The sequence below is a fragment of the Streptomyces sp. NPDC005181 genome, from assembly GCF_040608395.1.
GTDB lineage: Bacteria > Actinomycetota > Actinomycetes > Streptomycetales > Streptomycetaceae > Streptomyces.
In genome coordinates, this window is record NZ_JBEXID010000123.1 from 1 (window position 1) to 14,181 (window position 14,181).

Here is a 14,181-nt window from a genome sequence, read left to right on the forward strand (position 1 = left end):
CCGAACTCGTCCTCGTCCGCGGCACCGCCTGCTGATCACCCACCAGCCGAACCGCCAGGCCAGCACGCCCAGACATCAATTTCCCCCAAGGCCGTTACATCCAGGCGCGCAACGTCGACGGTTCATGGGTGACCCCGTTCAATCCCGGGAGCGACCTCGGCTTCGCCCAGGGCACCAGCGCCACGTACACCTGGATGGTTCCCCAGGACGTCCAGGGGCTGGCCGAGGCCATGGGCGGCCGGGACCGGGCCGCCCAGCGGCTCGACGCCTTCTTCCACAAGGCCGACGGGTCCTGGTCGGTGAAGGGCGGCGACGCCCTGCGCTACGACCCGACCAACGAGCCCGGCATCCACGCACCTTGGCTCTACAACGCGCTGGGTCAGCCGTGGAAGACGCAGGCGACGGTCCGTCAGATCCTCGATACCGTCTACGGTACGGGCCCCGGCGGTCTGCCCGGCAATGACGACCTGGGCACCATGTCCGCGTGGTACGTCTTCTCGGCACTGGGGCTGTACCCGCAGACGCCGGGCAGCGCCACGATGCTGCTGGGTGCCCCGCTCTTCCCGGACGCGCGGATCGACCGTGCACACGGCAGGGACATCACGATCGGCGCCCCGGACGCCGATCCCGCGCATCCCTATATCGACGCGCTCGAGATCAACGGCCGCAGCAGTGACCGGTCCTGGGCGGACGCGGGTCTGGTCACTCGCGGCGGTTCGCTGAGCTACCGACTGGCCGAACAGCCCAACACCCGCTGGGCCACGGCACCTTCGGGACTTCCGCGGTAGCCGCGAGCCGGTCGGGCTCCGCTCCCGGCGGGCAGGTCGTGCGGCCTGCCCGCCGGGACAGGGCTCGAGTTTCTATCGTTGAAAATTCTGCGTGCACGACCGTTGTTATGCGTTTGGTGCTGTGGCTCAATGTTCGATTGTGTGCCGTACCCCGCAGGTGTGGGGTACTCCGCTCTTCGACGAGGACGACGCCTTGAACCGACAACCGACCCGCCCCCGCGCCCTTCTCAGATCGCTGGCCTGTGCCGCCGCGCTGCTGATTCCGCTCGGAGCCACCCTGGTCCCGGCCTCGGCCGCGACCCCCGCCGCCAAGGCCCCGGCCGCCACCGCCATCGCGGCCGACGACCCGGCCACCGATGTGCACGGGCTCAAGGGCGAGTACTTCCGCATGTCCGCGCCGGGCGCCCGCGACTTCGCCGGGCTCGGTGGCGTGGCGCTCGACCCGGAGATCAACTTCCCCGGTCTCACCGGCACGTTCGAGGCCACGACCGGGCAGACCGAACACACGACGGCTCGCTGGACCGGCCGGATCGAGGCCCCCGAGACCGGCGACTACACCTTCGCCGCGACCGGCGACAACGGCTTCCGCCTCTCCATCGACGGAAACGTTGTCATCGACCACTGGCTCCCGGACTGGGACAACGTGCAGACCAGCAAGCCGATTGCCCTCGCTGCGGGCGAGCCGCACCAGTTCCGCCTGGAGATGTTCCAGGACACCGGCGGCGCCAACATGTTCCTGCGCTGGTCCAGCGCGAAGCTCACGAAGCAGATCGTGCCCGAGTCGGCCTTCACACCGCCCGCCGATTTCGAGGTCTACCCGGTCGCGCTGAGTGTCGCCGACGACGGACGTCGGCTCCAGGCGACCTTCAAGGACACGATCGACGACCTCGGCGGCGTTGCGGACCACCTCAAGATCGAGGCCGACACCTCACCGATGCCGCTGAAGTCAGTGGCTGAGGCATCCGACAACCCCAAGGCCCTCATCGTCACCCTGGCCGCACCCATCCAGAAGAACCAGCAGGTCAGGGTCGCGTACGACGGAGAGGGCGGGCTCTCGGCAGGAGGCGCCGCCGTCCCGCAGATCAGCCGCACGGCCAAGAACCTCTCCACGCACCGGCTGCTCACCACGTGGGGCGAGAAGCTCGACCGCGACCACCCGCTGCCCGAGTACCCCCGGCCGCAGCAGGTGCGCGACCAGTGGAAGAACCTCAACGGGCCATGGGAGTTCGCCGGCGCCGCGGCAGGCGAGCAGCCGGCCTTCGGAGAGCCCCTCGACGAGCGCATCACGGTACCGTTCCCCGTCGAGTCCCAGCTGTCCGGCCTCGAACGCCACGAAGACCACATGTTCTACCGCAAGTTGGTCACTGTGCCGAAGAGCTGGTCCGTCGGCAGGCAGGGCGGAAACGGCAAGCGGCTCAAGCTCAACTTCGGCGCCGTCGACTACCGGGCCCGCGTCTGGGTCAACGGCAAGCAGGTAGCCGAGCACACCGGTGGCTACACCTCCTTCAGCGCCGACATCACCGATGCGATCAAGGGAAGCGGCCCGCAGGAGATCGTCGTCGCCGTCACCGACACCACCGGACCGAACCAGCCGATGGGCAAGCAGTCCAGCAACCCCGGCGGCATCGTCTACACCGCGTCTTCCGGCATCTGGCAGACGGTGTGGATGGAGCCCGTCGCCGCTGCCTCCGTGGACACGCTGACCACCACACCCGACATCGACAGGGGCAGTCTCGGCCTGACCGTGAAATCCGCCGACGCGACGGCGGACGCCCGGATCAAGGCCGTCGCCCGCGACAGGAAGGGACACGTGGTCGGTACGGTGACCGGCCCGGCCAACCAGGCACTGAGCCTGCCCGTCGCCCGGCAGCACCTCTGGACCCCGGACGACCCCTACCTCTACGACCTCGAAGTGACCCTGACGGACGGCCGGTCCAAGGACACCGTCGACAGCTACTTCGGCATGCGATCCATCGGGATCAAGAAGGTGGGCGGCTACCAGAAGCTCGTACTCAACGGGAAGCCGTTCTTCTCCCTCGCCATGCTGGACCAGGGGTTCTGGCCCGACGGCCTGTACACCCAGCCCAGTGACGCCGCCCTGACCTTCGACCTGAAGGCGCAGAAGGAGCTCGGCTTCAACGCCGTGCGCAAGCACATCAAGGTGGAGTCGGCCCGCTGGTACTACCACGCCGACAAGCTCGGACTGCTCGTCTGGCAGGACTTCGTCTCCAGCAACATCACCGACGAGAAGGGGCAGCAGACCTTCCTCTCGCAGGGCAAGCAGATGATGCAGCAGTTGCACAACTCGCCGTCGATCGGTGGCTGGATCGTCTTCAACGAGGGCTGGGGCGAGTGGGACCGTACCGAGACCGGGAAGATCGCCGAGTCCGTCAAGGCCGCCGACCCGTCCCGCGTCGTCAATGCCCACAGTGGTGTCAACTGCTGCTCGTCGAAGGGTGATTCGGGCAAGGGCGACATCATCGACCACCACGACTACCTCAACCGTGAGGCGCCGTTCCCGGACGACCGGGCCGCGATGGACGGTGAGCACGGAGGCTTCACCCTCCGCACCCCGGGGCACATGTGGCCGGGCGCACCCGCTGCGATCTACAGCGGTGTGGCGGACAAGGACGCTCTGACGGCGAAGTACGTCGACAACACCCGTACGTACTACCTCGCTGCTGCGGGCGCCGAGCTGTCCGGCTCCGTCTACACCCAGGTCACCGACCTGGAGAACGAGCTCAATGGGCTCTGGACCTACGACCGTCGTGAGATCAAGGCCGACCCGAAGAAGGTACGGCAGATCAACGAGCAGGTCATCGCCGCCGGCGCGGCCGCCGGCGACCGCGAGCAGGTGAAGGGCGGCGCCGACTGGCGCCTCGACGAGGGCACGGGCACCACGGCGAGCGACCAGGGACCCAACCACAGCGCGCTCACCCTTACCGAGGGCGCCGCATGGACGCCGGGCGTGCACGGCTTCGCGCTGAAGTTCAACGGCCAGGCACAGTACGCCGAGACGGCCGGCCCTGTTGTCGACACCACGCAGAACTACACCGTTTCCGCCTGGGCGACACTGGACGAACTGCCCGGCAATTACGCGACCGTGGTCAGCCAGGACGGGCGGCGGACCGAGAATCCGTTCTATCTCCAGTACGGGCAGGGCGCGTTCGCATTCAGCACGCCGGGCGGACACCGCGCCCGGCTGGTGATGACGCCCGAGAAGGGGAAGTGGTACCACCTCGTCGGAGTGCGTGAGGGCGACGACCTGAAGCTGTATGTCGACGGCAAGCTCGCGGCGGATGCCCCGGCCGGTCCCGCCGATGTGAGCACCGGACCGCTCTCCGTGGGCCGCGCCCAGTACGCCGGCCAGAAGGGCGACTTCTGGAACGGCTCCGTCGACCAGGTGCGGGTGTACGACAGGGCGCTCACCGCCGAGGAGGTGAGTACCCTCCACGACGGCGAGCAGCCGTAGCACGACAGAGACCGGCCCGGCAGCGACGGAACACCGTCGGTGCCGGGCCGGCCGTCGTCGGGAGCGGCCCGTCACGTCACGGAGCCAGCAGCTGCCAGAGGTGGTCGTCGGTGCCGTTGTCGCCGAATTGGACGACGTGGGCGCTGTCGACGGTGGACATGTTGTCGACGCCGAGGACCTTGCCCGTCACCCTGCGCTTCCCCCAGCGCACCACCGTGCGCACCTGGGCGGTCGACCGCGGACCGCTCACGTACTCGCTCCGGCCCGTCGGACCAGTTCCGCTCGACACGCGTGAAGGCCGGGCCCGCCGGTGCGCCGACGCGACGCCCGTTGACCCTGATCTCGGGCTCGGAGCACCAGGCGGGAATCCTCAGCACCAGCGGGAACCGCAGGTGCTTCGGCGTCCTCACGGTGAGCGAGACCGTGTCCGTGAACGGATAGCCGGTCTCCGCGGTGAGGGTGACCTCCGTGCCGTCGGCGACCTTCGCCGTGACCTCGCAGGCTGCGTACATGGCGGCGGCAAGACCCCCGTCCGGGGTGGCCAGCCAGAGCTCCTCGGCAGAGTAGGGCCAGCCCATGCCGTAGTTGTGTGGGCAGCAGCGGTACTGGTCGATGCCCGGAAGGTATGCCTGCATGGCGAAGCCGTTCTGGAACTGCCGAGCGCTCTTGGGGGTGTTGTCCAGATCGACGCTGTTCGCGCTGGTGATGTAGCGGATCGCCCGGCCCGACGGATCCAGCGACGCGGGCAGCGAGTTGAAGGCCAGCTCCTCGCAGCGGTCGGCCCAGAGCGGATCGCCCGTGATCCGGGTCAGCAGCTGATGGCTCGCCATGAACTCGACGATGCCGCAGGTCTCAACCCCTGCCGCGGATCACGGTGGCCGGGACGCGCGTTCTCGTCCCCGGCGAAGCCGCCGCCGGGGAACTGTCCGTACTGGTCCATGGCCTTGCCGTACGTCCCGTACGTGGCCCGGGTGTCGTCGGCCGAGCCGCTGCGCAGCGTGTACTGGGCGGGCTCGCGGAATCCCTGGGCGATGTTGACGTTGTGCAGGTTGACCAGATTGTCGCCCCAGTCCGCCCCGTTGGCATGGATCTTGTCGGCCAGGTCGAGCAGGAAGGTGTCACCGGTGCGGTTGAAGAGCGAGAACACGCTGTCCAGGCCGTCGCCCCAGCGAAGGGCGATCCAGCTCGTGTTGAACGCGCCCGGCCCCCTGGGCGTTCATATAGCGGAAGAACCTGCTGAGGAACGGGATGATGCGGCTGTCGCCGCTGTACTCCTGCCACGAGCGCAGCGCCTGGACTAGCGGGAGGAACGGCCAGAAGTCCGGGCCGCCGTTCAGTGAGGTGCGCAGCGCCCTCGGACCGAAGAAGCCGTCGGACTGCTGCGTGGTGAGGATCGCGTCGAACCAGCGGCGAACGGCTGCCACGGCCTTGGCATCCCCGGTGACGATCGCGAGATCGGTGTACCCGCGCAGCCAGTACGGGACCTCCTCCCAGCCGCCCAGCTCGGGGCGGACCCAGCCGGTGGCGGTGAAGTCGAGGAGGTGCGAGAACTCCTCGTAGTGGCCGCACAACCCGTCGAGCTGGAGCCGGAGTTGTCCGGCCAGCCAGCCGCGCGGGGTGATCCGTCCCGGCGGGAGCCTCAGGAATGCCGTCGGGTGCAGAGGTGCGGCGTTGGGGGAGTAGTGGCCCCCGTGGGCGGCTGCCGTCCGGTTCTCGGCGGCGGTCGCGGTCGTGGTCCAGCGGCCGGTCGCGGTCGTGACGGCCGCGGTGGCCAGTGCGCTGGTCATGAGCTGTCTGCGGTTCAGGGGCATACGGGGGAGCTCCTGCTCTGCCGGCTGTGCGGGCAAGGGGACGCATGGTGCGGCTGTGACGAGCCGGTCCGGGACCGGCCGCCGTTTCCGCGTATGACAAGAGCTGTCGTCGCGCCGGGCAAGGCCCGGACGTCAACTGCGTTGCAACGTTGGAAACTTGGCGTCCGGCCGTATGACAGCACGCAGTTCGGGGGCTGTCCAGAGGTGCCGCGCCGTCGATTCGCGTTCCACGGAACGGTCTTGAGGAGTCGTCGGCGTGGAACGTCGATACATTTTGGAAACGCATCGGCAACGCTCTTGCCGCCTGGGCCGCACCGCCTATTTAACGTTGTAAACCGAGCCGCCGACAGGCCGCGCAGGCTCTCACGACCGCAGCTGGCAGCAGCCGTCCGTGCAGCTCGAAGCGGGGCCGTGAGGAATGCATTGACATCAGCCGCCGAGTGACTGATGCATCGTCCAGCCATGCCCCGACCGCACGCCCGCCGGTGTGCCGTCATCCCGCCAAGGAGCGTCCCCGCGCATGATGATCCAGCGTCGAACCCGTACCCTCGCCGCGGCCCTGCCTGCTCGACGCCACCGCCACGCTGGCCGCCTCCGGCTGCTCCAAGTCGGAGACCTCGAACAACGCCGGCGGCGACAGCAGCCAGGAAGCCCAGGCCGCCAAGACTCCCGAAGCCGCCTCGGGTTCCGGTTGCTCGCTGCAGACCTACGGCGCGCCGAAGCTGGACCTCAAGAACGCGGTGGTCGGCTTCTCCCAGTCGGAGAAGGAGGCCAACCCGTTCCGTATCGCCGAGACCCAGTCCATCAAGGACGAGGCCGCCAAGGTGGGCGTGAAGAAGCTGCTCACCACCAACGCGCAGTCGCAGCTCTCCAAGCAGATCAGCGACATCCAGGACATGCTCTCGCAGGGCGCCCAGTTCCTCATCGTCGCGCCGCTGAACTCCGACGGCCTGGAGCCGGCCCTCAAGGCGGCCGCGGCGAAGAAGGTCCCCGTTCTCACCATCGACCGCAAGGTCAACTCCTCCGCCTGCAAGGACTATGTGGCCTTCCTCGGCTCCGACTTCGTGGAGCAGGGCAAGCGCGCGGCGGACGCGATGATCAAGGCGACCGGCGGCAAGGGCAAGATCGCCATCCTCCTCGGAGCGTCGGGCAACAACGTCACCACCGACCGGACCAAGGGCTTCGTCGACCAGATCAAGGCGAAGGCGCCCGGCATGGAGATCGTCGCCCAGCAGACCGGTGAGTTCGCCCGCGACAAGGGGCAGCAGGTCATGGAGCAGCTCATCCAGTCCAAGCCCGACATCACCGCTGTCTATGCGGAGAACGACGAGATGGGACTCGGCGCCGTCACGGCGCTGAAGGCCGCCGGGAAGAAGCCTGGCAAGGACGTCAAGATCGTCTCCGTGGACGGCACCCGCAACGCCGTTCAGGCACTGGTCAACGGCGAGTACAACGCCGTCATCGAGTCGAACCCGCGCTTCGGTCCGCTGGCCTTCGCCACCGCCCAGAAGTTCTACGGAGGCGAGGAGATCCCGGAGAACGTGATCATCTCCGACCGCGCGTACGACGAGAGCAACGCCAAGGCCTCGCTCGGCGGAGGGTACTGAGGCGTACCGACTCCCTCACCGACTCATCAGGTTCACCGCCGCCGTGGCGCTCCCACCCGCCACGGCGGCCCCGGGCCCACACCCTTGGAACAGCGGAAGGCCAAGACCCATGGCACCACCCGAAGCAGTACCTCGGGCACCGGAGGCGACTGCCCCGCCCGCGGCCGACACCGTCCTCGAAGCCCGCTCGGTGAGCAAGAGGTTCCCGGGCGTCGCCGCTCTCGACGACGTGACCTTCTCCCTGCGCGCGGGGGAGACCCACGCGCTGGTGGGTGAGAACGGCGCCGGCAAGTCCACCCTGATCAAGGTGCTGACCGGGGTGTACCGGCCCGACGAGGGCGAACTGCGGATGTCCGGCCAACACGTCAGGTTTGCCCGGCCGTTCGAGGCCCAGCAGGCCGGTATCTCCACGATCTACCAGGAGGTGAACCTCGTCCCGCTGATGAGCGTGGCGCGCAACATCTTCCTGGGCCGAGAGCCGAAGAACCGCCTCGGCCTCATCGACTTCGGCCGCATGCACCGCGAAGCGGCCGACCTGCTGGACGGCTTCGGCGTACGCGTCGATCCCCGTCGGCCCCTGCACACCCTGGGCATCGGCACCCAGCAGATGGTCGCGCTGGCCCGCGCAGTCTCCGTCAAGGCCCGGGTCGTCCTCATGGACGAACCCACCTCCTCGCTCGAACCGCGCGAAGTCGAGACGCTCTTCCGGGTCATCGAGAACCTGCGTGGCCAAGGCATCGCCGTCCTGTACGTCAGCCACCGCATGGACGAGCTCTACCGGATCTGCGACCGCGTCACCGTGCTCCGCGACGGCCGCCACATCCACACCGGCGACCTCGCCGGCCTCGACCGCATGCAACTCGTCTCGATGATGCTCGGCCGCGACCTGGCCGAGGTCCGCCACAACGGCACGACCGGCTTCGCCGCCGAGGGACACGACGCGGCACGCACCCCCGTACTCACCGCGAACAGACTCTCCCGCGGCCACCAGCTCCACGACATATCCCTGTCGTTGTACGCCGGTGAAGTACTCGGGCTCGGCGGCCTCCTCGGCTCGGGCCGCAGCGAGACGGCGAAGGCCCTGGCCGGCGCCCTGAGTCTGGACGCGGGCGAGCTCACCGTCGGCGGCCGCAGGCTGCGCCGGCTCAGCTCGGCGGGCGCCATCCGCGCGGGCATCAGCCTGCTGCCCGAGGACCGCAAGGCCGAAGGAATCGTCCCGGGCCTCTCCGTGCGCGAGAACATCGTGCTGGCCGCCATGCCCCGCCTCTCCCGCGCCGGTGTGGTCTCCCGCACCAAGCAGGACCGCATCGTCGACATCTTCATGAAGCGACTGCGGATCAAGGCGGCGAGCCCGGAGCAGAAGGTCGGTGAACTCTCCGGCGGCAACCAGCAGAAGGTCCTGCTCGCCCGCTGGCTCTGCCTGGAGCCCAAGGTCCTCCTCCTCGACGAGCCGACACGTGGCATCGACGTAGGCGCCAAGGCCGAGGTCCAGAGTCTCATCGACGACCTCGCCCGCGAGGGGCTGGCCGTCCTGCTCATCTCCTCCGACATCGAGGAACTCATCGAGGGCGCCGACCGGATCGTCGTCCTGCGCGGCGGATCCGTCGCGGGCGAACTGACGGGCGACGACGTCGGCGAGAGTCAACTGCTCGAAGTGCTCGCCGACCACTCACCGTTGCCCGGTCCCGACGTGCAGTCGGCACCGGTGCCCACCGGGAAGGCCACGGCAGCTCAGGAGGACCCGCGATGACCACCCAGGCGACACTCGCCTCCCCCGCCCGCCCGTTCGCGTGGCTGCGCAACCCCGCCTGGTACCAGGAGTACGGCGTGTACGCGGCCGTGGCCGTGCTGCTGGTATTCAACGCCCTGTTCACCGAGCACTTCATGACCGCCGACAACCTTCGTACCCAGCTGGTCCAGGTCGCCCCCATCGTCATCGTCGCCCTGGGCATGGCCCTCGTCATCGGCACCGAGGGCGTCGACCTGTCCGTCGGCTCGACCATGGCGCTCGCCGCAGCCCTCCTCCCGCTCTACCTCGGATACGGGCTCGTGCCGGCGCTCGCCGTCGCGCTGCTCGCCGGAGCGGTCGTCGGAGCGGTCAACGGCGCCCTGGTCTCGCTGATCGGGCTGCAGCCGATCGTCGCCACGCTCGCCCTGTTCGTCGGCGGCCGGGGCCTGGCCCTGGTCATGGCCGACGGTCAGCTCAAGCAGATCGTCAACCCCGACCTGCTCTCGCTCGGTACGGGGTCCTTCCTCGGCATCCCGCTGGTCGTGGTGATCGCCGCGGTGCTCGCTGTCGCCGTCGCGTTCCTCGTACAGCGCACCACCTTCGGCCGTCAGATCGTCGCCGTCGGAGGAAACCGGCCCGCCGCCGCCCTCGCCGGGCTGCCCGTCCGCCGCGTACTGATCGGTGTGTACGTGCTCTGCGGGGTCCTCGCCGCCCTGGCCGGCATCCTGGCCACCGCCAGGCTCACCGCCAGCGACCCCTCCTCGCTCGGCACCCTCATGGAGCTCTCCGCCATCACGGCCGTCGTCGTCGGCGGCACCCCGCTGAACGGCGGCTCCATCCGCGTGCTCGGTACCGTCGCCGGCGCCCTGCTGATGCAGCTGCTGCGGGCCACCCTCGTCAAGCACGACCTGCCCGACTCCACCGCACAGATCGCCCAGGCGGCGATCATCATCGCCGCCGTCTACGTCGCCCGGGAGCGTCGGTCCCGATGAACGAAACCACACCCGCCCCCGCGGCCCCGGCGCTCGCGCCGCAGAAGACGCCCGTCTCCGCCGGCCGCGGCGTGCCCCGCCCGCCGTCCGCCGGTACCGAGCCAACCCTCGCAGAGCGGCTCGCCGAACTCGTGCAGCGCCAGGGCGTGCTCGCCGTACTGCTCACGGTCGTGATCGTCGCCTCGTTCGTGTACCCGACGTTCGCCACCCTGGACAACGCCCGTGGCGTGACCGTCCAGGCGTCCTTCCTCGCCGTCGTCGCCCTCGGTATGACGATGGTCATCATCACGGGCGGCATCGACCTGTCCGTCGGATCCGTCTTCGCGCTGGGCGGAGTACTCGCCGCCTGGGCCTCGCAGTGGGGTCTCCTGCCCGCCCTGCTCGTACCGCTCCTGGTGTGCGCGGCGATCGGTCTGCTCAACGGGTTCCTGATCGCCCGCGCCGGGATGGCACCGTTCATCGTCACGCTCGCCACCCTGCTCGCCGCCCGCGGCATGCTCCTCGCCTTCACCAACGAGGGCGCGACCACCTACCTGGTGCCCAAGGGCTCCGCCTTCGCCGAGCTGGGGCAGGGCAGCATCTGGGGCTTCGGCTACCCGATCCTGATCGCCCTGGTGCTGTTCGGGGGCGGCGGGCTGCTCCTGCAGCGCACCTCGTTCGGACAGACGCTCTTCGCCGTCGGCGGCAGCAGCGACGCGGCCACCCTGATGGGCCTCCCCGTCGCCCGTACGAAGATCCTCGTCTACACACTCAGCGGCCTGCTGGCCGGACTCGCCGGAGCGCTCAACGCGGCCAGACTGTCCTCCGGCGTCACCATCATCGGCGTGGGCATGGAACTCGACGCGATCTCCGCCGTCGTCATCGGCGGGACCCTCCTCATCGGCGGCGCCGGATCGATCAGCGGCACGCTCTGGGGTGTCCTGCTGCTCGCCGTCATCCAGAATCTGATCAACCAGATCGGCTCGCTGAACTCCTCGTACCAGTCGGTGGTCAGCGGTGGGTTCCTTATCGTTGTCGTCGTGGCACAGCGCTATCTGGCGCGCAGCCGCAGAACCACCTGAACCGTGCCGGGCCCGGGTCCGCCGGGTCCCGGGCCGGAGCAAGCCGATCCCATGCGCGACACCGCGCGCCGAGTCGAGTCAGGGAGTGCCGTGGGCGTCAGCCTCAAGGACGTTGCGCAACGGGCGGGCGTGTCCATCAAGACCGTGTCGAACGTGGTGAACAACTATCAGCACGTCACACCCAAGATGCGTGCCAAGGTGCAGCAGGCCATCGACGAGCTCGGCTACCGTCCGAACCTCACCGCCCGCCATCTGCGCAAGGGACGCACCGGCATCATCGCCCTCGCCGTGCCCGAGTTCGGCAACCCGTACTTCGCGGAGCTGGCCGGTGCGGTCGTCGACGCGGCAGCCCGGCATGACTACACCGTGCTGGTCGACCACACCGGCGGCCTCCGGGAGAAGGAACTCCTGGTCAGCCAGGGCTTCCGGTCCCATGTCATCGACGGCCTGATCCTCAGCCCCATCCATCTGGAGACCGAGGACCTGATGGCGCGCACCGAGACCGCGCCACTTGTCCTGCTCGGCGAGCGTGAGTACGAGGCTCCCTACGATCACATCGCGATCGACAATGTGGCGGCCGCCCGCGACGCCGTACGGCACCTCATCGACCTGGGGCACCGCCGGATCGCGTTCCTCGGCTCACGCACCGGACGCGAGCGTCAGCCCGCCCACCTGAGGCTGCGGGGCTGGCGCGAGGAGCTCGCCGCCGCGGGCATCGAGGCCGACGAGTCCCTGGTCGTGGTCACCGACGGATACGGGCGCGAGGACGGGGCCGTCGCCATGGCGGCCCTGCTCGACCGCGGCGAACGGCCCGACGCCGTCTTCGCGTACAACGACCTCATCGCCATCGGCGCCATGCGCACCCTCTCCGAGCGTGGGCTGAGGATTCCCGACGACGTCGCCGTCGTCGGCTTCGACAACATCGAGGAGAGCCTGTACGGAGCCACCACGCTCACCACCATCGCACCGGACAAGGAAGCCATCGCCCGGCTCGCCGTCGACAGTCTCGTCGAACGGCTCTCCGGCAGCCCGGTACCCGAACCTCGGCGGCCCCGCCCCGGCTACCAGCTCATCGTCCGCGAATCGACCGTGACGCGCCCGTCCGCCGAGCAGTCCGGACCCTGAGGGGGTCCTGCCCGGCCGGCGGGCAGGGCCCGCCGGCCGGGCACCCCCAGGGCTGTCCGGGGGACTGTCCGTAAAATCGCCTGGTCCGCCGCCCGTCACCAGGTTCTCCGAAGAAGGATCTCCGATGCCTCGCCCCACCGTGCACCACCAACCGTTCGGCCCGGCCCACGGCCGGACCGACGTCGATGTCTGGACACTCGACTCCGGTACGGGAGTCCAGGCCGAGATCCTCACCTACGGCGGCATCCTGCACAGCCTCACCGTGCCGGACACCGACGGAGCCGCCGCTTCGGTTGTCCGGTCCCTGGCCACGCTCGACGACTACACGGGGCAGAACCCCTTCTTCGGCGCTCTCATCGGCCGCTTCGCCAACCGCATCGCCCACGGCCGCTTCACCCTCGACGGGACCACCCACGAGATCCCCGCCAACGACCGCGGCCACGCACTGCACGGCGGCCCCGAAGGCTTCCACACCAGAATGTGGCAGGCCACGGGGCACGCCACCGCCGACACCGCGGCCGTCCGGCTCACCCTGCACAGCCCCGACGGCGACATGGGGTTCCCCGGAGCGCTCGACGTCACCGTGACGTACACCCTCGACACGGCGGGCACACTCGCCCTCGACTACACCGCGACCACCGACCGCCCGACGGTCGTCAACTTCACCAACCATGCCTACTTCGCCCTGACCGCGGAGGGTGACATCCTCGACCACGCGCTGCAGGTGGACGCCGGCACCTACCTGCCCGTCGACGCGGACGGCATCCCGCAGGGCCCCGCCGCCGACGTGCGCGGCACGCCGTTCGACCTCACCGCCCCACAGACCATCGGGGAGCGGATCGCGCTGCCGGACGAACAACTGCGCATGGCGGGCGGCTTCGACCACTGCTGGATCGTCCGCGCGCCCGGGGCCCCGGAAACCCTTCGGCGTGCCGCCCGGCTCACCGCCCCCGCGACGGACCGGATCCTGGAAGTCTGGACCACCGAACCCGGCATCCAGGTCTACACCGCCAACCAGCTCGACGGTGCGCTCGCCGGCACCGCAGGCCGGCGCCACGAGCGGCACGGTGCGCTCTGCCTGGAGACCCAGCACCTGCCCGACTCACCCAACCGCTCCGCGTACCCCAGCACCGTGCTGCGGCCCGGCGACGTCGCGCGCAGCCGCACCGAGTTCCGGTTCCCGCACCTCGACGCGTCGGCGCGCTGAGCCACCGCCGCAGGTGACGGGCGTGCCCGGAGCACGCCCGTCACCTCTGTCGGTGTCCGCGCCTACTTCAGATAGGGACCGTCGGCCCCGATCTTGCCCGGCGCCGCGTTCCTGCCGCCGAGGTCGAGTACGTACACCCGCAGATTGCCCTTGCCCGGTGCCGGGACGGCGAGGGTGCCGCCCTCCGCGTTGGGAGGTGCCGGGGGCGGGGACCTTGTGCCGGGTGCCGCCGAGCTGGGCGGTCTTGTACGTCAGCATGGTGACCGTCCGGCTCCACGCCTCCTCGCTGATGGAGCCACGGCGGCCACGGACCGGGGTGCGACGCCCTGCCCGCGGGCGGCGGGCAGGGTCCAGTAGGCGCATTCGGCCTGGCCGATGCCCAGCGTCAG

The 14,181-nt window shown here is 69.5% G+C and carries 6 protein-coding genes and 4 pseudogenes; 8 read left to right on the top strand and 2 right to left on the bottom strand.

Features of this window, described 5'->3' with window-relative positions:
• Window positions 1-95: 95 nt before the first annotated feature.
• Both ABZV38_RS36305 and ABZV38_RS36310 read left to right on the top strand, forming a co-directional pair.
• Window positions 96-788: pseudogene (locus tag ABZV38_RS36305) on the top strand (glycoside hydrolase domain-containing protein); the annotation flags it as partial.
• Window positions 789-981: 193 nt separating this feature from the next.
• Window positions 982-4,260 carry a LamG-like jellyroll fold domain-containing protein gene (locus tag ABZV38_RS36310; protein WP_356332717.1) on the top strand — a complete coding sequence of 1,093 codons (3,279 nt, stop codon included), beginning with the start codon at window positions 982-984 and terminating at the stop codon, window positions 4,258-4,260.
• Window positions 4,261-4,523: 263 nt separating this feature from the next.
• Here the strand turns inward: ABZV38_RS36310 and ABZV38_RS36315 are convergent.
• Window positions 4,524-6,071: pseudogene (locus ABZV38_RS36315) on the bottom strand (beta-L-arabinofuranosidase domain-containing protein); the annotation flags it as partial.
• Window positions 6,072-6,591: 520 nt separating this feature from the next.
• Here ABZV38_RS36315 and ABZV38_RS36320 point away from each other — a divergent pair.
• The 6 genes and pseudogenes from ABZV38_RS36320 to ABZV38_RS36345 all read left to right on the top strand — a co-directional run bounded on the left by ABZV38_RS36320 (window position 6,592) and on the right by ABZV38_RS36345 (window position 13,792).
• Window positions 6,592-7,678, top strand: a pseudogene (locus ABZV38_RS36320) (ABC transporter substrate-binding protein).
• A 109-nt stretch (window positions 7,679-7,787) separates the two neighbouring features.
• The gene (locus tag ABZV38_RS36325) at window positions 7,788-9,428 is read left to right on the top strand and encodes a sugar ABC transporter ATP-binding protein (RefSeq protein WP_356332718.1); all 1,641 of its coding nucleotides are present in this window, start codon (window positions 7,788-7,790) and stop codon (window positions 9,426-9,428) included.
• The gene (locus ABZV38_RS36330) at window positions 9,425-10,399 is read left to right on the top strand and encodes an ABC transporter permease (protein WP_356332719.1); all 975 of its coding nucleotides are present in this window, start codon (window positions 9,425-9,427) and stop codon (window positions 10,397-10,399) included. The genes ABZV38_RS36325 and ABZV38_RS36330 overlap by 4 nt, the downstream gene beginning before the upstream one ends.
• On the top strand, window positions 10,396-11,460 hold the full coding sequence (locus ABZV38_RS36335; protein WP_356332720.1) for an ABC transporter permease: 1,065 nt from the start codon (window positions 10,396-10,398) through the stop codon (window positions 11,458-11,460). The genes ABZV38_RS36330 and ABZV38_RS36335 overlap by 4 nt, the downstream gene beginning before the upstream one ends.
• Window positions 11,461-11,550: 90 nt before the next feature.
• Window positions 11,551-12,585 (top strand): LacI family DNA-binding transcriptional regulator, encoded by a 1,035-nt coding sequence (locus ABZV38_RS36340; RefSeq protein ID WP_356332721.1) that lies wholly within the window; start codon window positions 11,551-11,553, stop codon window positions 12,583-12,585.
• A 124-nt stretch (window positions 12,586-12,709) separates the two neighbouring features.
• Complete coding sequence (locus ABZV38_RS36345; protein WP_356332722.1) at window positions 12,710-13,792, top strand: aldose epimerase family protein; 1,083 nt, start codon at window positions 12,710-12,712, stop codon at window positions 13,790-13,792.
• A gap of 186 nt (window positions 13,793-13,978) precedes the next feature.
• On the opposite strand, the pseudogene ABZV38_RS36350 reads toward ABZV38_RS36345, so the two are convergent.
• Window positions 13,979-14,086, bottom strand: a pseudogene (locus ABZV38_RS36350) (RNA-guided endonuclease TnpB family protein); the annotation flags it as partial.
• Window positions 14,087-14,181 lie beyond the last annotated feature (95 nt).